The sequence below is a fragment of the Paenibacillus sp. Root52 genome (assembly GCF_001426865.1).
GTDB lineage: Bacteria > Bacillota > Bacilli > Paenibacillales > Paenibacillaceae > Paenibacillus.
Window position 1 is genome coordinate 447658 of record NZ_LMFO01000023.1, and the last position, 24638, is coordinate 472295.

The 24638-nt window shown below is 46.1% G+C and carries 20 protein-coding genes; 9 read left to right on the forward strand and 11 right to left on the reverse strand.

What is annotated here, in order from left to right; translation table 11 throughout:
• Positions 1-164: 164 nt before the first annotated feature.
• The 6 genes from ASD24_RS19835 to ASD24_RS19860 all read right to left on the reverse strand — a co-directional run bounded on the left by ASD24_RS19835 (position 165) and on the right by ASD24_RS19860 (position 5912).
• Positions 165-1109, reverse strand: a complete 945-nt coding sequence (locus ASD24_RS19835; protein ID WP_056699373.1) for a YwqG family protein — start codon at positions 1107-1109, stop codon at positions 165-167.
• 158 nt (positions 1110-1267) lie between these two features.
• Complete coding sequence (locus ASD24_RS19840) at positions 1268-2548, reverse strand: ammonium transporter (RefSeq protein ID WP_056699378.1); 1281 nt, start codon at positions 2546-2548, stop codon at positions 1268-1270.
• Positions 2545-2964: a hypothetical protein gene (locus ASD24_RS19845; RefSeq protein ID WP_056699382.1), complete on the reverse strand. Its 420-nt coding sequence runs from the start codon at positions 2962-2964 to the stop codon at positions 2545-2547. The genes ASD24_RS19840 and ASD24_RS19845 overlap by 4 nt, the downstream gene beginning before the upstream one ends.
• A gap of 530 nt (positions 2965-3494) precedes the next feature.
• Positions 3495-3974 (reverse strand): GyrI-like domain-containing protein, encoded by a 480-nt coding sequence (locus ASD24_RS19850; RefSeq protein WP_056699385.1) that lies wholly within the window; start codon positions 3972-3974, stop codon positions 3495-3497.
• Positions 3975-4072: 98 nt separating this feature from the next.
• Positions 4073-4576, reverse strand: coding sequence for a GNAT family N-acetyltransferase (locus ASD24_RS19855; protein ID WP_056699388.1), 504 nt, complete (start codon positions 4574-4576; stop codon positions 4073-4075).
• Positions 4577-4763: 187 nt separating this feature from the next.
• On the reverse strand, positions 4764-5912 hold the full coding sequence (locus tag ASD24_RS19860) for a M23 family metallopeptidase (RefSeq protein WP_056699391.1): 1149 nt from the start codon (positions 5910-5912) through the stop codon (positions 4764-4766).
• A gap of 217 nt (positions 5913-6129) precedes the next feature.
• On the opposite strand from ASD24_RS19860, the gene ASD24_RS19865 reads away from it, so the two are divergent.
• The 4 genes from ASD24_RS19865 (at position 6130) to thrS (ending at position 11118) form a co-directional block, all read left to right on the forward strand.
• Positions 6130-6897 carry a response regulator transcription factor gene (locus tag ASD24_RS19865; protein WP_056699394.1) on the forward strand — a complete coding sequence of 256 codons (768 nt, stop codon included), beginning with the start codon at positions 6130-6132 and terminating at the stop codon, positions 6895-6897.
• The gene (locus ASD24_RS19870) at positions 6894-8672 is read left to right on the forward strand and encodes a sensor histidine kinase (RefSeq protein WP_056699396.1); all 1779 of its coding nucleotides are present in this window, start codon (positions 6894-6896) and stop codon (positions 8670-8672) included. Before ASD24_RS19865 ends, ASD24_RS19870 begins: the two co-directional genes overlap by 4 nt.
• A gap of 57 nt (positions 8673-8729) precedes the next feature.
• Positions 8730-8888, forward strand: coding sequence for a hypothetical protein (locus ASD24_RS31090; protein WP_235540697.1), 159 nt, complete (start codon positions 8730-8732; stop codon positions 8886-8888).
• A gap of 250 nt (positions 8889-9138) precedes the next feature.
• Positions 9139-11118 (forward strand): threonine--tRNA ligase, encoded by a 1980-nt coding sequence (gene thrS, locus ASD24_RS19875; RefSeq protein ID WP_082560473.1) that lies wholly within the window; start codon positions 9139-9141, stop codon positions 11116-11118.
• Between the two features lie 44 nt (positions 11119-11162).
• On the opposite strand, the gene ASD24_RS19880 is transcribed toward thrS, so the two are convergent.
• A complete protein-coding gene (locus ASD24_RS19880) occupies positions 11163-12050 on the reverse strand; it encodes an SDR family oxidoreductase (protein WP_056699978.1) in 888 nt (295 codons plus the stop codon).
• A 197-nt stretch (positions 12051-12247) separates the two neighbouring features.
• On the opposite strand from ASD24_RS19880, the gene ASD24_RS19885 reads away from it, so the two are divergent.
• The 3 genes from ASD24_RS19885 to ASD24_RS30015 all read left to right on the forward strand — a co-directional run bounded on the left by ASD24_RS19885 (position 12248) and on the right by ASD24_RS30015 (position 15376).
• Positions 12248-12811, forward strand: a complete 564-nt coding sequence (locus ASD24_RS19885) for a hypothetical protein (RefSeq protein ID WP_056699399.1) — start codon at positions 12248-12250, stop codon at positions 12809-12811.
• Positions 12812-12912: 101 nt separating this feature from the next.
• Positions 12913-13644: an MBL fold metallo-hydrolase gene (locus ASD24_RS19890; RefSeq protein WP_056699402.1), complete on the forward strand. Its 732-nt coding sequence runs from the start codon at positions 12913-12915 to the stop codon at positions 13642-13644.
• A gap of 170 nt (positions 13645-13814) precedes the next feature.
• Positions 13815-15376, forward strand: a protein-coding gene (locus ASD24_RS30015; RefSeq protein ID WP_156395499.1) for an IS3 family transposase whose coding sequence is annotated in 2 segments (ribosomal slippage) — positions 13815-14451 and positions 14451-15376 — 1563 coding nt in all. Because the reading frame shifts where the segments join, the coding sequence is not laid out codon by codon here.
• Positions 15377-15601: 225 nt separating this feature from the next.
• Here ASD24_RS30015 and ASD24_RS19905 read toward each other — a convergent pair.
• On the reverse strand, positions 15602-16819 hold the full coding sequence (locus ASD24_RS19905) for a PQQ-dependent sugar dehydrogenase (RefSeq protein ID WP_056699408.1): 1218 nt from the start codon (positions 16817-16819) through the stop codon (positions 15602-15604).
• A 307-nt stretch (positions 16820-17126) separates the two neighbouring features.
• On the opposite strand from ASD24_RS19905, the gene ASD24_RS19910 reads away from it, so the two are divergent.
• Entirely contained in the window at positions 17127-18221 is a 1095-nt protein-coding gene (locus ASD24_RS19910; RefSeq protein ID WP_056699411.1) for a M24 family metallopeptidase, read from the forward strand.
• Positions 18222-18399: 178 nt separating this feature from the next.
• Here ASD24_RS19910 and ASD24_RS19915 read toward each other — a convergent pair whose 3' ends face one another.
• A complete protein-coding gene (locus ASD24_RS19915) occupies positions 18400-19083 on the reverse strand; it encodes a queuosine precursor transporter (RefSeq protein WP_056699413.1) in 684 nt (227 codons plus the stop codon).
• Positions 19084-19380: 297 nt separating this feature from the next.
• Complete coding sequence (locus ASD24_RS19920) at positions 19381-20778, reverse strand: L-cystine transporter (RefSeq protein WP_056699415.1); 1398 nt, start codon at positions 20776-20778, stop codon at positions 19381-19383.
• A 335-nt stretch (positions 20779-21113) separates the two neighbouring features.
• On the opposite strand from ASD24_RS19920, the gene ASD24_RS19925 reads away from it, so the two are divergent.
• Complete coding sequence (locus ASD24_RS19925) at positions 21114-22814, forward strand: methyl-accepting chemotaxis protein (RefSeq protein WP_056699418.1); 1701 nt, start codon at positions 21114-21116, stop codon at positions 22812-22814.
• 211 nt (positions 22815-23025) lie between these two features.
• Here the strand turns inward: ASD24_RS19925 and ASD24_RS19930 are convergent, their stop codons facing one another.
• A complete protein-coding gene (locus tag ASD24_RS19930; protein WP_056699984.1) occupies positions 23026-24588 on the reverse strand; it encodes a cobyric acid synthase in 1563 nt (520 codons plus the stop codon).
• Positions 24589-24638 lie beyond the last annotated feature (50 nt).

The following is a 24638-nucleotide window of genomic DNA, read 5'->3' on the forward strand; positions in this document are numbered from 1 at the left end:
GGGTTTCGGGACATTTTGTTGCTTATAGAGGTTGATTAATAAGTCCGTTTTTTAATTCGGCACTGAAAAACCGACCTTTTTGAACACGCAATTATAATTCATTTCTTTCAGAGACTTTCCTCTTTGGATTGCACGCTTATTATACGAATAGATATGATTCTGCCTCAGCTAGAATATAAGGAGCAGTACGTTTGATCGAACCGACCTGCCAGCAGATCAGCCTTACGAATGAAAAACTGCAACTCTCCACAATCCCACCACTGGAAACCAATCTCGTCATGTGTATCAATCTTCAGCAGTAACAGTGTGTCCTCAAGTTCTTGTAAGGCTTGGTTCCGATCCCCATCATAATGAGCGGTTAACTTCTCCTCACACGCCTTTTCGTCATAACTATACTCTTCACCAGTCGCAATCTGAAGCAGCGCTTGATGTTCAGCATCAGGGTGCTGGCCATCAGGATAACCAAACATCCCGCCCCAGTTCTTCGAACTTGGATGATTCCAATGGGACTCGAAGTCCAGATATCGGTCATACAGATCAATATCCGTCTCACCTTCTTGCTGTACATCAGGTTGTGTAACAGCTGCTGCACTCAGCGCCTTAGAGTCAACATAGGCGTATGTAGGAAACTCTAGATTCGGCAGTACAGTTACGGCATGACCTACAAATCCAGCTTGTTCTAGAGCTGTGCTGCCTTCTGGTTCACGTTTTACCAAATTCCGAGCGTCCGGCTCAAATATTACACGATGTTCAATATTATAAGCGGGTTCATCCACACCAACGAAGAAGTATAGCATCCCTCGTTCCGGCAAACTTCCACGCCCGTCATTCGGTGTATAAGGTGACAGATCCACAAGGTTCAACTGTGCCAAAAAGGTCATCGGTACACCTTCCTGCGTCACAGGCCATTCCATTTTTTCAGGCAGATCAGGACTCCCACCCACTCGCGAATTGCCCGTTCTACGGTACTCATCAATCGTGGACACATCGAGGCGAATGCCCCAGCGGCCAGATGCTAGGAGCAGGTCGGAAACTTCACCTAATCCATACTCTTCTAGTGTTTTACGAGCTTTGTTAGTCAAGCGTTCACATTGTTCAGGCTTAATCATCAAGATCCTCCCCTTCAGACAATACAATACATCTATGGTGAGACATATTCAGGTTCACACCTGTATATTCTTCCGCCAAGACATCTTTCCCTGCCTAATTGTAAAAATCAATAGAACTGAAACATAGAAGTTATAAAAAAAGACCAGCGGCATAGCCGTTAGTCTCTATTACTCTCTCGAAAAGCACGCATGTGCTCTTCTCCATCCAGAAATTCATGGGATTGATGAGCTGCCATCACCCCGTGGTAACTGATATCTAGACCCAGATCCTCCTCTTCTTCTGTCGAACGAACAGGTACAATCTTGCCAATCAGCTTCAGTCCGAACCAGGTCATGACAAATCCCCAGACAACGAGGGCAACCAGCCCCAGTGTTTGAACACCAAGTAGTCTCCACCCTCCACCAGTGAACAAACCTCCATCGGTTGCAAATAACCCTACCGCAATCGTGCCCCACATGCCGGATACAGCATGCACAGGAAAAGCACCTACAGGATCATCAATCTGACGACGATCAAGCCAGTTCGTAGCAGCCATCATGAGCAGACCGGATACTGCACCAATAAAGATGGCTGCCAGATCACTTACAAAGGCACAACCTGCCGTGATCCCAACAAGTCCAGCAAGCGATCCGTTAATGACAGAAGGCGCATCTGAACGATTAAAGCGGAATAACGTATAGAGCAATGTTGCCGCTCCGCCAGAAGCGGCCGATAGCATGGTCACAATGGCGATATGCCCGATCCTTACATCTGTTGCACTAAGCGTACTTCCCGCATTGAAACCAAACCAACCAAACCACAGCAGAAAGGCTCCTACCGAGGCTAACGGCAAGTTACTGGGAAGTGCAATAGCACTTACACCAAGTGGGGTGTACTTCCCTTTACGCGGGCCAATGATAATTGCAGCGGCCAAGGCAGAGAATCCACCTAAGGCATGAATGACTGCCGATCCAGCAAAGTCCTGCATACCCAATTTGCTGAGCCAACCGCCGCCCCATGCCCAGTGTCCACCAATCGGATAAATAATCGCAGTCATTAAGATGATATATAACAGGTAAGCACGGAAGTTAATCCGTTCAGCTACCGCACCTGAAACGATCGAAATGACGGCGATGGTGAACGCAGCTTGAAACAACCAGAACGTCTCTAATGAGACAGGTACATCAATGTGAGATAAGTCTCCATTTAAGAAGAAGCCGGTAACACCAGCCAAACCACCAACATCCGAACCGTACATCAAGCCAAAGCCGATCGCATAGAACAATAATGTACCAATCGTAATGTCAGCAAATACTTTCATAATAATGTTCACACTATTTTTATAACGTACAAAGCCAGCCTCTAGCAGGGCGAAGCCACCCTCCATCAACAAAATCATGGCCGCGCTCAGTACTACCCAGACTGTATCGATTCCCGTGCTCAAGCTCTCTAACGTCATGCTTGTACATCCTCCGTTTCACGTAGCTGCCTAATCTCACGGATGGTATCGGGTGAAAGCTCAATCTCATCTCGCTCAATGCTGTCAGGATGTTGAATTTGTTCGATTATCCGATCAAGGTCTCGGATTCGTCGTCGAATTTGCTCCATTTTACGAAAACGTTCTTTTACCTGAACCATATATTCTACGGCCTGATGATGCGAAGCCGGACGTCCCGCAAACCATTTGCGCACTGGAGATAAAGATTGATATGCCATTTCTTCCGCACGTTTTTTCTGCTCAAATTGTTCGATTTTATGCTTGAGAGTCTCTATTTCATTTTCCTTTTTGACCTTAAGCTGTTCCATAAGGTACAATAAATCGGACGATGATATTTGCAATGCTGTATGGTGATACACCTCGTCAATTACTAACATATCATGTCAGGACTCCTTACATATCAAGTTACTTGCTACCGATTATAGAATGCCATAGTCTAACCGTCAATCCTTTTTTGGTGATGGTAATGATTGAGAGAAGCCCGTTGGATGACAGCGAGCTTTTTTTGTATAGGTTATATTCCTCTAACAGCTTAAATACTAGGTCGAACCCTAACTCAAAACGATGTGCGCCATCCTTCTTCTACGCCAATTCTTCTATCCTGAACCCACTTAACAAAAAAACTCCGACACACCATTTAGGCGTTCAGAGTTTTCATGTCATATATTTCCCCACACAATCTGTTATATAATATTGCATGTTCAAAAAAGGGGGGTTCAGTACCGAGAAGATGGGATGAAGCTAGAAATGGAGTAGCGGAGCGTAGATAGAGCTACGTGAGCAACTACATGTTTCCGAAGGAAACAAGCTTCGTAAGCATCCCGCTTATTTCGGCTGAATTCCATATTCGAAGCTGAGATGCTGTCAGGCATCTTTCGTAATCAAAAGCGGACTTTTTGAACAACCTCTAAATAGGAACATAAATCTGGATTTGAGTTTCTTCTTCTCCAGATAACATCGCTTCTGCCCAGTGTTCCATATCAAATGCACGTGGCTCATCGTATCCGTTGTTAACAAGCCAGTCATTCACAGCATGATATGTTTCATCAATCTCAGCTTCAGAACCTGCGTGTATAAATCGTATAAACCGACCTGCTGGCACAGTGTGCGTAATCATCTGCTCAGCGATCTGCTGAGACTCCTGGACTTCAATCGCGACAATATGAGTGAACACCACATCTGGCGTCCATTCCACATCCGGATAGATCTGGATAAGGTACATCCCAGCATCCTTCATATTAGGAACGTGCGGAGCATCCAACTTCAACTTTGCGCGTAAATTCCTCACAATGTTACCCTGAATGTCCTCGTTCAGACTTGCCTGCGCCTGGTATCCCACCAGCTTGATCTCAGGCTTCATTACAATTTCAATATCATCCAGCAACATCACGAAACTGCCTCCCTTTGGCTGCAATTCATCATCTATCTCGTTCAACAATATAAATAATCAATGATTTACCACGATGATTCACCATGATGAGCTATCTATATTTTCTTACCTAAAATCGCTAGATCTCGGTTCACTCCATCCAATACAGCTACTTCCGGGTAATACCCCCATTGCTCAAAACCATGCTTGCGCAGTAAACCTAAGCTAGGTTCGTTATGTCCAAAGACAAAGCCCAAAATAGTGCTTATGCCAAGTTCTGGACACGCCGCAAAGATAGTATTCAGCAGTCGGCTGCCTGCGCCAATTCCCCGGCAATTTTGATCTACGTAGACACTCACTTCCACAGTCCCATTATAGGCAGGCCGTCCATAAAAAGAGCTCAGACTCGCCCAGGCTACAACCTGTCCTTCTTGCTTCATCACCCACAGTGGACGCCGATCGGAAGAGTGTTCCTCAAACCACGGAATGCGCTGTTCAACCGTTACCGGCTCCAAATCGGCTGTCACCATACGACTCTCAATCGTCGAGTTATAAATCTCTACAATTCTTGGCAAATCCTCAATACGGGCATATTCAATCTGCACACGATCTAACATCATCATAACGCCTCCATCATCCAGTCCAATCCGACTTTATGACGATATTATAACGGGATACAGGCGCAATCGTCACCCATAACATTTGTATAGCTGCACATATAAGAAAACGGCGATAGATTAAGGATTGCCTCCTTCCTATCGCCTTTGATCGAGAGATGCTCTAAGCCATTATGGGATTATGCAGAAACTACCTCGCTTGAATGGTGTTACCACGTGTTAACTGCTGACTCTGATCTGCCCAGCGAATGTTGATGGATCGGGACGTGAACAGATCAGCCCCATCAGATACTTGGAAATGCAAATGTGCTTCACTGGAGTTACCTGAGTTGCCTAACTCTCCAATGAGGTCGCCTTGCTTCACTTTATCCCCTTTCTTAACCGCTACACTCCCTTCCTTCAAATGCGCTGTAATGCTGTACTCCTTATTACCATGGTCAATGACTACGAAGTTGCCGGCGGGTTCTTCCGCATTCATCACACCCGGTGTGTTATCCGGGAGATCATTTTTAATTTCCACGACAGTTCCGTCCGCAGCAGCGTAGAGCGGCTCACCAAAAGCATAGTAATTTTCATTTTTAGTCGGATCATCTTGATAACTGAAACCGTCTTTCGTTCGAACGATATCCAGTGCATAGCGCTGAGTCTCATGCTCATAATGGTAGTTGGACAGAACATCATTGCCTCCCCAAAATACAAACCATTCGCCCTTCATAGGGAACTGGAACTCCGTTTGGGTATACTTGTTATCTGTATCCTCATGAGGTTCCAGAGCATGAATAGATAAGCCTTCAATTTGTTTTTCCGAAAAATAAGCGCGAATGCCTTTTGTTCCAGTTGCATCCTTCCAGACACGCTCAGTTAAATTATTCATTTGCACATCTACCACTTGGTCAAGCGTAGTTACCCCCTGCAAAAAACTGTCAGCAGATGATTTGAACTCTTCAAGCGATACCGCTTCTTTCAGCTCAGGGCTCATCTGACTATAAATATCATCCTTCGAACCATTCAACAATGTATCCAAGAAGTTATCTGGTGTGATCAACGCTTGCACCTCTGTTCCCGATTGTTCTTCAGCGCCCTCTTTATCATTTTCTTGATTTTCAACTGCTGGAGTAGAATCAGATGTCTGCGCTGCGGACTGTTGCTCTGCCTGATCCGATGTAGCAGAACTGCTACAAGCAGAGAGAATCATACACGCTGCCAGTGAAATTGCAAATAACTTCCAACTCTTCTTCGACTGTGATCTCACTTGTACAGCATTTTGGGATTTTGAATCTGCGGTTGATTCATCTTGCCGTTGCCTCATACGCTCAAATTCTTCATTTATCTTGTTCATTGTTCCACACCCCTTATTAAAATCGTTATCTCTTGGAGTTAACTCTACACAATGAATCTTATCCTGCGTCTAACATATGCTTACACCTAACATAACTCTTTGACTTCCACGGAACTCATAATTAAGATTCTGTTAAGATAGCGCATGCGCCAGATCAACGATCTTAGTGATATGATGAACTGAGCCAGACAGAAGCCTAAGGAGGTCACTTTCAAGCATGAATCACGTCTCATTACTCCTTGTAGATGATGAACAAGCCATACTACATATGCTCCGCACCGTTCTGCTGAAAGAGCAGTTTATTGATATCGATACCGTTACAACAGGTGAAGCAGCACTCGAAGCTTGCAAAAGTAAAACCTATCATTGCATCGTGCTGGATGTCATGCTTCCAGGGAAAAGTGGACTCGAAATCTGCCCATTTCTGCGAGAGGTAACCGATGCACCCATTCTGTTCCTCACCGCCAAAACAACGGATTATGACAAGTTAACTGGATTCGCTGTGGGCGGTGACGATTATGTCGTCAAACCCTTTAATCCACTCGAAGTCGTCGCCCGAATCAAGTCACTACTCAAGCGTTACTTGCCTTCAAAAGTAGCAAATCCCTCAAACACCTTAAATACAAAAAATGACGCAAGTGCGTCATATCCAAATCCACAAGAAGACATATATGATTTTGGACGATTTCAGGTGTTGGAACAGGCTGGAGAGCTACGAGTTGAGGGAATGACTGTTACCTGCCCGGCACTTGTATATCAGTTGCTACTCTATTTCTGTAAGCATCCCAATCGTATTTTTACCAAATCTGAGTTATATGAACGGGTCTGGGGATCGGAAGCCATTAGTGACGACAATACCGTTATGGTTCACATCCATCGCATTCGGGAACGAATTGAGGCCGACCCTTCCACTCCAGAGCTTCTAGTCAACGTACGAGGTCTCGGATACAAGCTCATTAAGCCTGAGCAGGTTCCACAATCATGAGCATTCGGCGCAGATTGATGACCCGATTTATCGGTATGCTCGCTGGCGCAGTTCTTTTGATTGTGGTACTTGGATCAGCTGCGACCTATTGGGTAGTGCAAAAGGTGAATGAAGTGAACCTAGTCGATGATTTTGCGACCACAGGTCTAGATCAATTAATTGATACCGCAAAAATCTCGTCTGATGGCACCGTTCACTATGCCCCCGATCTTCTGAAGCAGGTGGAGCAAAATCAAGGGTGGCTGCAAATGCTCGATGATAAAGGTAAGGTTATCGATGCCTTTCATACCCCTTCCGATATTCCGACTCACTATGCACCAGGAGAGCTAATATCTTATTGGCAAGGAACTAAGCCATTTCCATATCAGATCGTCATGATCATTCGAGAAAGAAACGGTATTGTTTTTACATTGTTATATGGAGAACGCAGTGTTGCCAAACCCTTACTTAACCAGGTTCATCAGACTAGCACCTTTACCAACGGCAAGCTTGTCGTAGCGCCAGAACAACAAGCGTCCATTCGCGAAGCCAAGGCCTACCTGCAACTATTGGATTCCTCTGGTAAGGAGCTAGATTCCTATAATAAACCTACAATGGGTGTGCCGACCGATTACAACATTCAGGATCTCGTTTTGCGTGCCCGCTACCCTAGCCGATATGGAGCATTCACATCTACTATGTATGATGAACAGACTGAAACGACCTGGATGATCAGTGTCCCTAGCGGTTTGTCAGCAGCAGAAGATGAGAGAGATCCCTATGCTTTTATTTGGGAGCCAGCACTGCTGGTATTGGTTCTGTCCGTAATTATGTTGTTAATCCTGCTGGCCCTCTGGTACGCCAATCGTTTTGGCTCCCCGATGCTGCACATGCTCCAATGGCTACAACGACTGGAAAAGGGTCATTACGAAGAGCCCACGGGGCTAAATGGCATACCTCGCAGTCAACGACGTAACGGCAAATGGAAGCGTAAATATCGTGTATACGCCGAAGTGTTACACTCGATGCAAATGTTATCCAGCACGCTGAAACAAGACGAGGAACTTCGCAAGCAAACGGAGTCTCTTCGCGAGGAATGGATTGCAGGCATCACGCATGATCTGAAGACACCTTTATCCTCTATACAGGGTTATGCCCATATGCTTGAAGCGGATAAATATAGCTGGTCCCAAGAGGAAGTACGGGAGTTCGCTGCAATCATGTTGGACAAATCGATGTATATGGATCGGTTGGTCAATGATCTTGCTCTGACTTACCGCTTACGCAGTGGTGGATATCAACCAGACGTGGAACGAACTGACGTGAATACGCTACTTCATGATCTCGTGCTGCGCGCTGAACGCAATCCAGCCTATGGACAAGGTCGCATCCAGTTTCAACCGGCACCGACTCCTGTGTACGGGCAAGTGCACATCCCTTCATTTGAACGAATTGTAGATAATCTGACTGCCAACGCTCTGCTGCATAACCCTACAGACACCAAGCTCATCGTCAGCGTGCATGCTGGGCAACGAGATGGAGACTTCAGCATACAGTTTGTGGATAATGGGAGAGGTATGGATACGAAGACGGTATGGAGGTTATTTGAACGTTATTATCGCGGAACCGATACAGGAACTCCTGATGTGGGATCCGGGCTTGGTATGGCTGTGACCAAGGGCCTGATTGAGGCGATGAAAGGTCGAATTGAAGTGCATTCCTCTCCCGGGCAGGGCACACAGATTCGATTGATCTGGGACGGGATATCACACGATGCTCAAAATAAAATCACTTGACCTTTGAATTTTCAATCTATATAATCGACACTCAAGTAACACCTGTTTCCCAAAAAATTGATATGGCGTTCTCCGCATTGGACGGATCAACCTTATCATTTCGTATATTTGGCGATGACCAGAGACATGATTCCGCTTGCGTGCTGCCCAGAGAGAGAAGGGATTGGTGAAACCTTCTTCAGCGAACGAAACGGCGTTACCCCTCTGCAGCCGTGATCTCGAACCACCCTTTAAGCCACGAGTTCCTACTCGAATTTGGAGCTTACATGGGCCAGTAGAGTTCACCGCCTAATCCCCGTTAACGGATTCCAATGAGGGTTATGATGTTTCCTGTATCCGGCGGCTGGCCGAATAAGGATGGCTTCATAACCAAATTAGGGTGGAACCACGAGCTAAGCGCACTCGTCCCTTTTCCGGGACGGGTGTTTTTTTGCGCTTCTAATTTGAGAATTGGAGTGTGGTTCACATGAATAATCAGGAAAAATTCAGTCCATCTAACCAAGTAAAAGCAAAGGATGCCAATCAACTCAATCAGCATATCGAAGTTCGTCTCCAAGGCGGAGCCGTGCGGGATTATCATACAGGCATTACTGTGGGAGAAGTCGCTTCGTCCATCCGTATAAGTCTGGGTAAGCAGGCTGTCGGAGGTATTGTGAACGGGCAACATGTCGATCTGGATCGGCAGCTTGAAGAGGACTGCGAACTTATTATCGTTACACTCGAAAGTGAAGAAGGTCTTCACCGTTATCGTCACACTACTGCGCATGTTCTGGCTCAGGCAATCAAACGAATTTACGGTGCGGAGCACGTGAAACTTGGCATTGGTCCTGTTATTGCCGATGGATTCTATTACGATGTGGATCTGGAGCACGCCCTCTCCATTCATGATCTCGCGGTTATTGAGCAGGAGATGCACAAGATTGTGCGGGAAAATTGGAAGATTAATCGCCGCGTCGTTAACCGTGAACAGGCTCTTGATCTTTTTGCCGACATGCAGGATCCATATAAGCTAGAGTTGATTCACGATTTACCCGCGGACGCAGAGATTTCGTTGTATGAACAGGGTGAGTTTATCGATCTGTGCCGAGGTCCACATCTTCCGTCAACTGGTCGCATCAAAGCCTTCAAGCTGCTTCATGTAGCTGGCGCGTACTGGCGTGGTAACTCGGACAATAAAATGCTTCAACGGATTTACGGCACTGCCTTTCCAAACCAAGCACAACTGGATGAGCATATGCACATGCTTGAAGAAGCGAAGAAACGAGATCATCGGAAACTAGGCAAAGAGCTGGAGCTCTTCATGTTCTCGGAGGAAGCACCCGGCATGCCGTTCTATCTAGCCAAAGGCATGACTGTCCGCACTGAGCTGGAGAATTTCTCCCGTGAATTACAGCTACAAGAAGGATACCAGGAGGTTCGCACTCCGCTCATGATGAATAATCGGCTGTGGGAGCAATCTGGTCACTGGGAGCATTACAAAGACAATATGTACTTCTCCGAGGTGGACAATGCTACGTTTGCACTGAAACCGATGAACTGCCCAGGTCATATGCTAATCTTCAAAAACAAGCTTCATTCCTATCGCGAATTACCTATTCGCATGATGGAATTCGGTCAGGTACATCGCCACGAATACTCGGGTGCGTTAAACGGCATGATGCGTGTACGGACATTCTGTCAGGATGATGCTCATCTGTATGTCATGCCCGAACAGATCGAGGAAGAGATTAACCGCGCAATCTCGTTGATTGGACGTATGTACGATATTTTCGGATTCGAATATAGCATCGAGCTATCCACACGACCACAAGACTCCATGGGGTCAGAGGAATTATGGGATCAGGCGGAACGCGCACTGCAAAATGTTCTGGATCAGCGCGGAGTCAGCTACCGCATTAACGAAGGGGATGGCGCATTCTATGGTCCCAAAATTGATTTCCATATCCTTGATGCACTGAAACGCAGCTGGCAATGCGGAACAATCCAGCTTGATTTCCAAATGCCAGAGAAATTCGATCTCACTTACATCGGTGAAGATCGTCTGAAGCATCGTCCGGTCGTCATTCACCGTGCAATCTACGGTTCCATTGACCGTTTCATCGGCATTCTTACTGAGCATTTTGCCGGTGCATTCCCTCTATGGCTTGCGCCCGTACAAGTGAAGCTGCTCCCTGTCTCAGACCATTACGCCGAGTATGCTCTAGAGGTTCAACAAGCGCTGCGAGCAGCAGGAATCCGCGTGGAGACAGACTTGCGTAACGAGAAGCTGGGGTACAAAATTCGTGAGGCTCAGATGGAGAAGGTTCCCTACTCCCTCGTCCTTGGCGAGAATGAGAAAAATGCCTCGTCAGCCTCTGTCCGTGCGTACGGTCAGGGCGATCAAGGCATTCAGCGGATAGACGATCTGATTCAACAAATTCATGAAGCTGTGCAAGCCAAAAGATAAAACATCCGACATGCTAGATTAGCTTGTAAACCAATGACAGGGCATTACACTTGATCGTTCGATCCAAGTCCTACTTGCTGCTCGCTCCACGTCCAGAATCGTTCAGCTACAGCATCGTCCGTGGCGTGGGCTTGCAATTTCTGTTCCTTCTGCTGGTAAAAGTACTTTCCGGTCACTCCTGCAACTTCAGGGCTGGTTGCTAAGTAGATTGCCGTTTTTGCCCCCTCTTCGGGGGTAAGAAAGAACGGGAGCTTGCCCACAATAGCCATAATACGGGTACCAAATCCCGTGTTCCGATCCACACCAATACTTGTGCCAACCGCACCAGGGTGCAGGCAGTTCACTATTATCCGGCTATCGGCTACTTTGCGAGCCAGAATCCGAGTAAATAACACATTAGCGAGTTTGGACTGAGCATAGCCCTTGATCGGGTTATACCTTTTATGTAAATGGGGGTCTTCAAAGTGAATCTTTCCTGCTTTGTAGGCACCAGATGATACATTCACAATCCGTCCCTGCTGCGCACGCCGCAAGGGTGGAATCAACAGAAGTGTCAGTAGGAAATGACCCAAATGGTTAATCCCTATGCTCTGCTCAAAACCATCTGAGGTCTCCTTGCGCTTTACCATAACTACGCCGGCATTATTCATCAGCACATCCAGCGTGTCATAACGCTCATTAAACGAATGGGCAAACCGCCGAATGCTGTCTAATGAACCGAGATCACACAACATCAGTTCAATGGCAGTTGAGTTAGACTGACGGAGTGCTTCCTGAAGCGCCTCTTGTCCACGCTGCTCACTGCGGCATGCCATGATCACATGATAACCTTTTCGCGCAAGCTCTATCGTGGTCGACAGCCCCATGCCGGAGTTCGCTCCCGTTACAATTGCGATTGGATTCTTCTTATGATCGGCGTTGGGATTGAGCATTGTATTGGACGTTGAATCGGTCACTGAAGTGGACATGGTATTGGAGATTATGTTGGACATCATAACACTTCCCTTCTTAAACTGAGGCTTGAATGAGTATGGACTTAAATGAGTACGGATTGACTTTTTGAGCCAAAGAAGACAATGTGAGATAATAGAAATTATTCACATCTGATCCTATAGGGAGGCTATGACTTATGCTAACCAAACAAGACTTCAAAAAACTGAAAAAAGAAGCTAAGCATGAGATCAAATGGATTGAACAGGAGTATGAACAGCTCCAGCAAAAGGATGCTTCAAGCCAGCTTAAGAAACATGACCTATGGGACGAGGAAGAGATCCATCGACTGACTTATGATCGTAAGGATCGAAAGTATGCTTCATGGACGATTGAACTATGCTCCATCATTGAACAATGGTTACTTCGCCTCTATGAACAAACCTATCAAAAAACATTCAATTCGGTTCAACTTATGAAAACTCCTGCATACCGCTCTTTATCTAATATCGAGATTCTTCAAGCCGAATTAAAAAGCCAACACATTGCTGTGAAACCTGGGGCAGAGAATGATGATGACGAACTAGCCAAGGTATTCAAAGCAAGAAACAAATTAATTCATTCCAACTTCTCCTTCGCCTCAATCGTTGGGCAGGATAGCAATGCGGAACAAACGCTAGAGTGGATCTTGAATACCGTTGAACAATACAGAAAACACTTAAAGTACGAAATCCCTGTTCTTAGTAATGCGAAGACCGGATGAACTCACTACCTACATGTCATTCCGACTGTGTACATTTTCGGTACTGATTATAAGCAACATACTATTGAGGGAGGTGCTCCGGAACGATTCCGGTAACGAATATGAATATACAACCTATTGATATCACCATTCTTCATCTTAACATTCCCACACCCACTGGTAACAGTCCGATTTATCCCGTGATGCTGCGCGATGAAGATGGAATTACATTGGTGGATACAGGCATGATTGGACAGTTTGCCGAATTGCAATCTGCACTTGAAGAAGCGGGTGCCAAGCTTCATGAGCTTAAACGCATTATTATCACGCATCAGGATATCGACCATATCGGTAATCTTGGCGCCTTAGTCAAAGCCGTACCTGACGTCGAAATCTGGGCACATGCTGATGAAATCCCCTATCTTCAAGGAAAGCTTCCACTGATTAAGTTTACCCCTGAACGTAGAGCCATGCTAGCCCCACCTACATTGGAGCTAGCTGAGCAACTGCTCTCCGAGCTTCCTACGCTCCCCATCACTCGCATTCTGGAAGATGGGGACATGTTGCCCTTACAAGGAGGCATCCAAGTTATTCATACACCAGGTCATACTCCCGGACATATCTGCTTGTACTTCCGCGAGAAGCAGTTTCTACTCGCAGCCGATGAGCTTCGTGTAGTTGATGACGAATTGGTAGGCCCTGCTCCTCCAGCAACGCCGGACATGCCCGAGGCACTACGCAGCCTGAAACGATTAATCGGCTTGAACATCGATACCGTCCTGTGTTACCACGGTGGTGAATACACCCAAGCCGCAAGTGAACGAGTGGCTGAACTCGCTGAGCTTGGTGAATAAGTTAACTGATACAGACATTACATCCTCATGCAGACGGTGACTTATTACCTGTAATGGCATCTCTACAGAGATGAAATAATGAATAAAGGGGTTGTCCCATAAGTGATATGCTCCCCATAAAGTAGACAGGTGAAATAACAAAAGCCTGTTACTGAATGGGGAGTATTTTTATGGAAAAAAAGAAGTTTACGGCACTTGAAAAATTGAATATTCTGCAGGAAATTGAATGTGGCGAACTTGGTTTAAGCGCTGTGGCTCAACAGTACGGATTATCCAAAACATCTGTAGTCAAGTGGCGAAGCCGTTATCAGTTGTATGGTTACGAGGGTCTGGAAGTCCGTTCCCACAATCGAAGGTATTCAGTAGAGCTCAAACGCCAAGCAGTCCATGATTATTTGGAAGGTGGATTATCGCAATATCAAATCATCGACAAGTATAAAATTGCAAGTCGAACTCAACTCGCCAACTGGATTAAGAAGTATAATGGTCTTAGCATCAGCTTAACCGCTGCTCATTCAGGAGGAACTAGAGCGATGACCAAAGGACGCGTAACAACTTGGCAGGAACGGATCGATATCGTGCAATATTGCCTGGACAATGGACAAAACTACACCCAGGCAGCAGGCTATTTTCACGTTTCGTACCAACAAGTATATAGTTGGGTAAAGAAATACGAAGCAGGCGGCGAAGAGGCGCTACGGGACGGCAGAGGACGTACCAAAACACCTGAAGCACTCACGGAGGCAGATCATCACAGACTCGCTATGCAAAAGTTAGAGTACGAGAATGCGCGGCTACGTGCGGAGAATGCTTTTCTAAAAAAGTTAGGGGAACTCGAAAGGAGGAGGCGTTAAGTCACATTCGTCAGGAGAACATCTACCTGGCTATTCAGGTTGTTCGGCAGGAGGAGTCCTGTTCCCTTCAGCTTTTGTGTGAAATCGCAGGAATTCCGCGGTCCAGCTACTATAAATGGTTGAATCGAAAACCGAGTTCACGGGAGAACGACAATGCAAAGCTTACACAGGCCATGCTCCTTCTCTATGAGAAGGTGGAGCGAATCTTTGGGTATCGCCAATTGACGCTTCATTTACGCAGGCAAATGGACAGTCCGATTAACGCAAAGCGAGTATATCGTCTGATGAAGCTCCAGGGCATCCAATCTGTCACCCGAAGAAAGAGGAAGAAGTACGTAGGCTCTACACCTCAGCAGGTCGCAGAGAACGTACTGAATCGTAGATTTGAGGCGGAAATGCCAAACCAAAAATGGGTAACGGACGTAACGGAATTGAAGTACGGCAACGGAAAGAAAGCCTATTTAAGCGCAATTAAGGATCTGCACGACAAGTCTATTGTTGCTTATGTCTTAGGGCATTCTAATAATAATCCGCTGGTCTTTAAGACGCTTGAATTGGCTTTAAAGGCTGTTCCAGCAAGCCGTCCCTTGCTTCATAGCGACCGCGGTTTCCAGTATACCTCTTTACGCTTTAAGGAGATGTTGGACGAAGCGAAGCTCACACAAAGTATGTCTCGGGTGGGCTGTTGCATTGATAACGGACCCATGGAATCCTTTTGGGGAACGCTCAAATGTGAGAAGTATTACTTGCATAGCTACGGAACCTTTGAAGAGCTCCAAAAAGACATTGATGATTACATACAATTTTACAATTACGAACGGTTTCAGGCAAAACTAAACGGCCTCACTCCCAATGAATTCAGGATCAAGGCCGCTTAACCAACTTTTATTTTTTGTACTGTCTACTTGACGGGGTGCAGTTCATAAGTCATGAATATGACGGGGGACAGCCCCTTTATTCATTATTTTGATGTAATGAATCTGAAACACGCTATTTGCTCCCATTTCCCCGGATCTGAGATCTAATGAATCACAGAGGCGTTATTTCGTCGATTCAGTCGATTTTTCAGGGTTTGAGACCTGGCAAGCCAATACCATATCGGGTTACTTCGCTTGATCCTGCGGGGTAAGCACGATGAGCTTATCATCACCATCACGCGGGGAGCCACGACCATCCCGATTGTTTGTTAGTACATAGATTTGTCCATCTGCTCCAGTCGTTACATTCCGAATGCGTCCCCATTCATCTTCAAAAATAGGTTCAACCTGATCGACTTGCGTTCCGTCCTCGGATAGCGTGATCTTCAACAGTTGTTCTCCGCGCAGATTGGCCGCAATTAAGGAACCCGCCCAAGGTCCTTCCTCAATATAAGCAATACCCGAAGGAGCCCAGGTATCATCGCCACTATGTGCAAGCGGAGCCTGATACTCGCTATTGTTATGGTCGTCACCCTCTACCTCAGGCCAACCATAATTAGCCCCGGCTTCAATTCGGTTAATCTCATCCAGATTCCGCTGACCATGCTCGGTCGCATAGAGGTATCCATTGTCCGGATTCCAAGTTAGTCCCTGTGCATTACGGTGTCCCATACTATATACAGGAGAATTCCAAGGGTTGTCCGCAGGGATCGAGCCATCGAGACCAATTCGTAATATTTTGCCTCCTAGATTGTCCTGATCCTGCGCTAGTTCTGGTTCATACCGCTCACCTGTTGTGATATAGAGCAGATTGTCCGGTCCGATCTTGATGCGCCCACCGTTATGATTCACACCGCCAGGGATATCGCCAAGTAATTCCTTATCAATGACTGCTGTCCCATCACTCACCTTCAATCGTAATACACGATTCGCAATGTTATCGCCTTCAATGTACGAATGATAGGCATACAGATAGCCGTTTTCCTCAAACTCCGGGTCAGCGGCAAGCCCTAATAACCCGCCCTCACCTTCCTCATTAAACGGATCAGTAAATTCAATCAATGGCTCAGACAACAACTCGCCATCCTCAATGACCCGTATTGTACCCGGACGCTCGGTTACAAACATACGACCATCGGACACTTCAACCAATTCCCATGGGGCATTAAGCCCTTCTACCAGAACTGAAGTCTCATAAGGAACAACTGCATTCTCCTGTGCCTCATTTTCACTGCTCTCTACGCTAGTAGAACCGCCGTTAGCTGTCTGTCCCTGACCTCCACCTGCGCCCTGAGATATGGGTTGCGATCCTGATCCTGCGGAGCCATCACCCGAAGCACACGCAGTCAATAACGCAACGCTTAATAGCGAAGCATATAGAGGAACGCTTAATCGATTATTCATGCATACCTCTCCCTTCGAATTGGAATGAATGGATATGAGTTCATATTTAATGAGTTACGGATATAACACAATCATGACCGTTAACTCTACGACGTCAGACATAACAAGGTTTCGTCCTCTATTACCCGTTACCCGCCCCAATATGTACTCAAACGAAAAAGCCGCCCTAATTCTCATTATTTAGAGATAGCCCGATTTCCTTACTTTCTTCTATATAAATGTTCTCATATACGCGCGCCTATGGAATTGAGACGATTTAATTTATAATAGATTAGATGATATAGACAATTGAAAGGTGGACGTACCTATGACGAACCAAACACCATTATCCCGCTTAGAAGCTAGCCTCTCTGTGCAAGGACTGGATGCCACACTAATCACAGATCCTAAACATATCTACTACTTAACAGGATTCGCAAGTAATCCGCATGAACGTTTCCTTGGACTCGTGCTCGCACGCGGCGAAGAACCTCTTTTGATTGTACCTGCGCTAGATGCCGATGCCGCAGCTGCTGCTTCCTCCGTTTCCAACATCGCAACACATACCGATACAGACAATCCATACGAGCTATTTGAGCGTTACCAGGGACGTCTTGGACGAATTGGTTTGGAAAAGGAATACGTTACCGTTGCACGTTATGAGCAATTAACCGCTGCGTTGGGTGGCACCCAATACGAAGATGTTGGTCCACTGCTGCGCTCCCTACGCGTGAAGAAAACGCCAGACGAGATTGCTCGAATTCGTCATGCTATTCATCTAATTGAGGAAGTTCTACGCCAAGGGCTTTCCCACGTTCGTACAGGTGTGACCGAGATTGAACTCGTTGCCGAGATGGAATATCAGATGAAGAAGCTAGGTGCAGACGGCCCTTCCTTCGACACGATGGTGCTCACTGGGCCACAAACGGGATTGCCACACGGTATACCGGGGGAACGTAAGCTTCAACATGGTGATCTGTTGATGTTTGATATGGGCGTATATGCTGGTGGGTATGCTTCCGATATTACACGTACGTTTGCATTTGGAGACATCTCTCCTGAGCTACGAACAATTTATAATACGGTACTGGCAGCGAATGAAGCCGCTATTCGAGCAGTCAAGCCTGGCGTGACCTGTGCAGAGATTGACCGTGCTGCACGCCAAGTTACAGAAGATGCTGGCTACGGTGAACGCTTCATGCATCGCGTCGGTCATGGCCTCGGCATTGATGTTCACGAATATCCATCATTGCATGGTCAGAATACAGACCTCTTACAAGAAGGTACCGTATTCACCATCGAACCGGGCATTTATGTAACCGGAGCTGGCGGCGTGCGCATTGAGGATGATGTCCTCGTAACAGAAACGGGTGTAGAAGTACTGACTTCTTATCCTAAAAAATTGCAAATTCTGACAGACTAATACTTCTTATTCATCACTTCATCATATAGGAACCTTCGTGCTGGTTGTATCACCACCTATAATGCAAAATGTCCCGCAAGTCCATGATGACATGGCTCTGCGGGACATTTTTAGTTTCATTTATGAACATTCACTTATTTACTTCTGGTAACCATCTACACGTAGATTGCCTTCGAATTTAAGACTCATCCTTAAACTTAAAATTACGCGCAGCATACAGGAACGGCGTTCCCACTGCAGTCAGTACAAATTTGATCACATAGGTGGTTAGGAAAATCTCATTCCACACATCCCATGGATAAATGAATGCAAACGCAATCGCAGTGAACACTAACGTATCCACAAATGAACTGATAATCGAGCTTCCGTTTGTACGAATCCACAATTGATTACGACCAGGTGTGATTTTGCGTAACCAAGAGTACAAGCGCACATCCAGGAATTGACTAATAAAGTACGCTGACAGGCTTCCCAGTGCAAGACGTGGCAATAGCCCGAATAAAGCTTCCATCGGCTTCTGGGCAAAGTCTGTAGATGCTGGATCAAAGTACAACACCATCTGCATGAGTACCGTGGTCATAATTAACGTAAAGAACCCGAACCATACAGCTTTGCGCGCTTCTCCTGAACCGTACTTCTCGTTAAGCAAGTCACTGGTAAGGTATAGACTTACATACATCGTGTTGCCTAGTGTCAACACAATCCCCATAATATCTATCGTTTTGGTCACCTGAATGTTGGCAATAACCGTTGCCACACCAATCCAGGCATAGAGACCTTTTTTACCGAACAAGCGATAACATAACAAAAAGAAACCATAAGTGACGAGAACGAATAACGCTCCCCACCCTAAATTAAACATAAATACATACACTGCCTTCCTAGTTTTGATTACGCGGGATGGTTACGAACCGCGGTCTGGCACAGAGCCAAAACATGATTACTCTATCATATTTCCTGCCTATTGAACAGCACTAAATTACACCATTACTGCTAAGCTAAAAATGAACCGTTGGTGTACCTTCTGTTCTAATGTACCTCACATAAACATTCAAGCTCAAAAAAACGCCCTCCGGGTATCCGAAGGACGGTTCTCGTAATACTATCGTTGTGGTGCAATAGATGGCTGCTTAAACCATTACTTCAGTGAGACTTTGGCTTACGCCTGAGCGGCACCATCCAGATCAGGTGTTGGGTTGCTGAAGGTATCCTGATCGTTCTCTTTCAACAATTTACTGGAAACGAGACCTGATGTCATTGAACCATTGACGTTCAGTGCCGTACGACCCATGTCGATGAGCGGTTCAACGGAGATCAACAAGCCTGCCAGAGCAACAGGCAGATTCATCGTGGACAACACGATCAGGGAAGCGAAGGTTGCCCCGCCACCTACACCGGCTACGCCGAATGAACTGATCATGACCACAAGGATCAGGGTAATAATGAAGTCCCAGCTAAGCGGATCGATACCGACCGTAGGAGCAATCATAACCGCGAGCATGGCTGGATATATCCCGGCGCAGCCGTTTTGACCAATTGTAGCCCCGAAGCTTGCCGACAGATTCGCGATACCATCCGATACACCCAGTTTCTTCGTCTGTGTCTCTACGTTAAGCGGGATAGCCGCTGCACTGGAACGGGAAGTAAAGGCAAATACCAGTGTTGGCAGAACCTTCTTCACATAAGTGATCGGGTTGAAACCAAACAGAGCAATAATAATCAAATGAATAATGAACATGACGAACAACGCAACGTAGGACGCGATAACAAACTTAATGAGCTTCAATATCTCATCCGGGTTGGTTGTCGCTGTGACCTTCGTGATCAACGCCAAAATACCGTACGGCGTCAACCGTAGCACCAGCGTAACAATCCGCATAACTACGGCATACACCGCGTTCACCATTCCACGGAACGTTTCAGCCTGCTGTGGTTTTTTGCGATCCAAGCCAAGTACCGCTACACCGATAAATGCAGAGAAAATAACAACTGCCAATGTAGATGTACGACGTTCACCTGTCATATCTGCGAATGGGTTGGATGGAATAAATTCCAATACCTGCTGCGGAATCGTCTGATCTTTCACATCGACGAGACGTTCCTCCATCCGTTGACCTTGTGCTAGCTCCCGATCTCCTCCCTCAATCTCAATGGAAGTCAGGTTAAAGCTCAAGCTTGTTACGATACTCACACTTGCAGCGATTGCAGTTGTAATAAGAAGAATTGCTATAATGGATAGACTCATCTTACCTAGATTTTGCTTACCCTTCAGATTCATGATTGCCGAAATGATCGACACCATGATCAAAGGAATAACAACCATTTGCAACAAACGAACATAGCCTGAACCGGCAAGGTTAAACCAATCAACTGACTTGGTAATAATATCAGAACCTGAGGAATAGATCAGTTGAAGTATAACGCCGTATACTACCCCGATGCCCAAACCTGTAAATACACGCTTCGTGAATGAAATGTGTTTCTTCTGCATCCAGAACAGGACACCCAGAAGAATGAGCATAACCACGACGTTCAAAATGATTAAAAATGTATCCACTACTGTAAATCCTCCTCTTAAATGTGCTTGCCGAAACCTCCGGCTTTCTATTTACTTATATTGTATTGAACAATATAACACATAACAAACTATTCCGGTAGGCATTAATTTATTTTGTGTAATATGTATGTAATCTAATTGCGCATTTCTGAAAAAAACTGATCGTTTTATGAAATTTGTTGTATTCAACCTCAGGTTAATTATGTAATATAGGTATATCCGCTTATTCCCAAGTTTTCTCAATGTGAAAATTAGGTCTTTCTTCGTTGATAGATAGGACTGATGAGTACGGAAAAGCGACTATGTTAATGAACATGACGTGAAAGGATGATTTTATGTTTCGTAATCGCACGGTTGCTGGCAAAATAAGAGGAATGTTGTTCCTCGTATTGCTAGTTGCATCCCTGTTGTTTAGTATCAGTTTTTATGCAGTATCGATGAATATTATGCAAAGTTATGTACTCCCGCAATTCGACAAGGTCTTAAACACGTCTATTCAGGATATATACAAAAATATTTCTTCGTCCAAAATTTCGCAAGTCGAAAGCGGTGGAGCCGGTTCCGATGGTGCTGCTCTAACGGTTGAATCCTATTTGGCTGAAAAAGCGAAGGAACATAGCTTGGATGCAGCTTACGTTGTTTCTCTTCAAGACGGAACGGCCAAGATCGTAATTGCCAACAACGCCTCGGGTATGAAGGCTGGAGAAGAAATTGCAGTTGAATCTGCAATGAATACAGCAATTGAGACTAAAGCATTAGCTATTAGTGAAGTTTATTCCGACTCTTTTGGCGTACATAAGGCTGCATTTATACCTGTAGCAGGTAGCAATATGCTCATGGCGGTAAGCATGGATGCACAGTTCATCCAATCCAAGATTGCGCAAATTTTCTGGTTGTGCCTAGGTATCACCGCACTGACCTTTGTACTTGGATGGTTGATTTCAACGAGTATGATTAAAAGAGTTACCCGTCCGATTATTACACTCGTTCAACATAGTAAACAAATTTCACAGGGTGATCTAACGACCCAGCTTCAGATTAAAGGTCAAGACGAAATTGCTCAACTCGCGACTAGCTTCCAGACGATGACTCATAATCTCAAAGAAATGATTAGTCGTGTTCTCTCCACCTCGGATGAAGTGGTTGAAGGCTCGAATGATCTGCTAAATCGGGTTGATTCCATGTCCAGTATGGTTAAGAACTCCAGTCAATCTGCCGAAGAAGCCGAGAAAGGCAGTGTAAGCATTGCCACAAGTGCTGCTGAGAATGCACGAGCTATGGAGGAAATCACCCAAGGGATCATGCATATCGCTTCTTCCTCTGCCGAAGTATCAGAGCAGATTGGAGAAGCGGCTAGTGAAGCCGTGAACGGTAATCGCCTGGCACAGAATGCTGTAGAGCAGATGGAACGTGTAGGTCAGACCGCGAGTGAATCCTTGCGTTATGTCGAAACGATGAATGAACGTTCCATCGCCATCGGTACCATCGTCACATCCATCTTTGAAATTACGAAACAGATCAATATGCTGTCGCTCAATGCTTCCATTGAAGCTGCACGTGCTGGCGAACATGGTCGTGGATTCGCGGTCGTTGCTGGAGAAGTTCGCAAGCTTGCCGAGCAATCCAAGACGGCAACCGAGGAAATCTCGGACTATCTGAACACGATTCGCGAGGATGCCGAGCGTTCTGTTGATGCCATGAACCGGGTAACGCAAGAGATTGGCTCAGGTACTCATGTTGTACAACAAGCAGGCTCAGCCTTCCAGCAATTAAACGAATTAATTCAGAACGTAAACCTGACCATCCAGACGGTATCAGCTTCCACGCAGCAGGTATCTGCTGGGGCAGAACAAGTCAGTGCCTCTGTTGAAGAGACAGCACAGATTACGTCCAAGTCCCGTCAGAGCATGCAGGAGATTGCTTCCACCGCAGATCTGCAACTGAACGAGATGGATTCCCACTCTGGAACGGTTCGTCATTTACATGAACAAGCGGTAGAGTTACAGGCTGCCATGAAGAAATTCAAAATTAACTAATCAAATGTAGCATTAACCCATCGTTCTACTGTTTGAATCAATACTGAACGTAAAGGGAATGCTCACGATCTTCAACTGGCTGAACTCGGAGTCGCAGCTAGATAGGAAAGTCCCCCATATACGGCAATATTCCTTAATGAAGGAACATTGCCCGTATGGGGGACTTTTTGGGGTGTACAATTCCAGTTACCTTATTCTTGTCACTCACAGTCTACTGTGGAGTTTGCAGACCCATAATTTCATATATCCGCTCCAAATCCAGTGCAGAACGCAAGGATTCCGCTACACGATCAAATTCCATTTCCTTACGCTCACGCGCACTGTACGTTTCAAGGAGAGGAGCAAGCCCTTTACTTTCCCGTAAACCGTTAAGCCAGGAACGCCGAAACTGATCACTTTCAAACAATCCATGTAGATACGTTCCCCATACCTTGCCATCCTGGGTTCCCCAACCTTCATTAAACGACTGTCCCCCTGGATGACGTATTTCAAATAAAGCCGACACACGCTCCGGTTCATGGCATTCCGTAACTCCCATATGAATCTCATAACCTTCAATGGGCATCGGAGAAGCTGATTGAACAGCCGAATGGGCTCCATCTACTTCCTGGTGTAAACGAATTGGATGTTTCACCTGTACCCAACCCGAAGCTCTAACGGTCTGTTTGTTCTGTAGGAAGGTCGTGGATAGTGGCAGCATGCCCATACCTCTTGCCTCCTGAACCTGATTCGCCTCAACGGCAAAAGGATCTTTAAGATGCTGACCTAGCATCTGATATCCTCCGCAGATCCCTACGAGTTGCACATGCTCACGCTCGATATGACGGGCAATCGCTTGCTCCAAGCCTGATTCACGCAAGAATTCCAGATCACCTATGGTGTCCTTTGTCCCTGGTAATAGGATTGCATCTGGTGAACCAAGCTCCTCTGGTGAAGTAACATACCTAATATTGACGTCGGGTTCACGAGACAATGCATCGAAGTCTGTAAAGTTCGAAATCCGCGGATACCGAATCACAGCAAGATCTAATTCCTGTTGCCCCGACTTACCATGACGTAGGGAATCCAAAACGACTGAGTCTTCAGCTTCAATCTGTATATCTCTTATGTAAGGTAACACGCCGAGTACTGGAATTCCTGTCCGTTCTTCCAACCAATCCAGTCCTGGCTGTAGCAGGGACAGATCGCCCCGAAATTTGTTAATAATGAAGCCTTTTACACGCTGAACTTCGTGTGGCTCCAGCAACTCCAGCGTACCCACAATGGAAGCAAATACGCCACCGCGATCAATATCAGAGATCAGAATAACCGGTGCATCTGCCCATCCGGCCAGGTTCATATTAACAATATCCCGATCCTTCAGATTAATCTCTGCAGGGCTACCTGCACCTTCCATTAGCACGACATCATAAGTTGACCGTAGACGATCCAATGCTTCCATCACGGTCTGCTTCGCCTCTGGCAGAAAATGCTGCCGATAGTCTGACGCACTCATCTGAGCAAAGGGTACGCCGTGCACAACAATCTGGGAGTGCATATCGCGAACAGGCTTAATGAGGATTGGATTCATGTCTGTCGTCGCCTCAATACCACAAGCCTCTGCCTGTGCTCCCTGCGCTCTACCAATTTCCTTACCGTCCTCTGTGACGTAGGAATTCAGCGCCATATTCTGGGATTTGAACGGTGCAGGTCTGAAGCCGTCCTGTTTGAATATCCGGCATAGAGCTGTTGTTATTACACTTTTCCCTACATCCGATGCGGTTCCTTGCAGCATTAAGACTGCCGCTGTTTTCTGTACAGACGCACTGTCCACGATCCATCCCC

What these genes read in the sequence shown, in the direction of transcription:
- ASD24_RS19835 (WP_056699373.1), bottom strand. Translation starts at nt 1,109, where the DNA reads ATGATTAAGCCTGAACAATGTGAACGCTTGACTAACAAAGCTCGTAAA.
- ASD24_RS19840 (WP_056699378.1), bottom strand. Translation starts at nt 2,548, where the DNA reads ATGACGTTAGAGAGCTTGAGCACGGGAATCGATACAGTCTGGGTAGTA.
- ASD24_RS19845 (WP_056699382.1), bottom strand. Translation starts at nt 2,964, where the DNA reads ATGTTAGTAATTGACGAGGTGTATCACCATACAGCATTGCAAATATCA.
- ASD24_RS19850 (WP_056699385.1), bottom strand. Translation starts at nt 3,974, where the DNA reads ATGTTGCTGGATGATATTGAAATTGTAATGAAGCCTGAGATCAAGCTG.
- ASD24_RS19855 (WP_056699388.1), bottom strand. Translation starts at nt 4,576, where the DNA reads ATGATGTTAGATCGTGTGCAGATTGAATATGCCCGTATTGAGGATTTG.
- ASD24_RS19860 (WP_056699391.1), bottom strand. Translation starts at nt 5,912, where the DNA reads ATGAACAAGATAAATGAAGAATTTGAGCGTATGAGGCAACGGCAAGAT.
- ASD24_RS19865 (WP_056699394.1), top strand. Translation starts at nt 6,130, where the DNA reads ATGAATCACGTCTCATTACTCCTTGTAGATGATGAACAAGCCATACTA.
- ASD24_RS19870 (WP_056699396.1), top strand. Translation starts at nt 6,894, where the DNA reads ATGAGCATTCGGCGCAGATTGATGACCCGATTTATCGGTATGCTCGCT.
- thrS (WP_082560473.1), top strand. Translation starts at nt 9,139, where the DNA reads ATGAATAATCAGGAAAAATTCAGTCCATCTAACCAAGTAAAAGCAAAG.
- ASD24_RS19880 (WP_056699978.1), bottom strand. Translation starts at nt 12,050, where the DNA reads ATGCTCAATCCCAACGCCGATCATAAGAAGAATCCAATCGCAATTGTA.
- ASD24_RS19885 (WP_056699399.1), top strand. Translation starts at nt 12,248, where the DNA reads ATGCTAACCAAACAAGACTTCAAAAAACTGAAAAAAGAAGCTAAGCAT.
- ASD24_RS19890 (WP_056699402.1), top strand. Translation starts at nt 12,913, where the DNA reads ATGAATATACAACCTATTGATATCACCATTCTTCATCTTAACATTCCC.
- ASD24_RS19905 (WP_056699408.1), bottom strand. Translation starts at nt 16,819, where the DNA reads ATGAATAATCGATTAAGCGTTCCTCTATATGCTTCGCTATTAAGCGTT.
- ASD24_RS19910 (WP_056699411.1), top strand. Translation starts at nt 17,127, where the DNA reads ATGACGAACCAAACACCATTATCCCGCTTAGAAGCTAGCCTCTCTGTG.
- ASD24_RS19915 (WP_056699413.1), bottom strand. Translation starts at nt 19,083, where the DNA reads ATGTTTAATTTAGGGTGGGGAGCGTTATTCGTTCTCGTCACTTATGGT.
- ASD24_RS19925 (WP_056699418.1), top strand. Translation starts at nt 21,114, where the DNA reads ATGTTTCGTAATCGCACGGTTGCTGGCAAAATAAGAGGAATGTTGTTC.
- ASD24_RS19930 (WP_056699984.1), bottom strand. Translation starts at nt 24,588, where the DNA reads ATGCTGCAAGGAACCGCATCGGATGTAGGGAAAAGTGTAATAACAACA.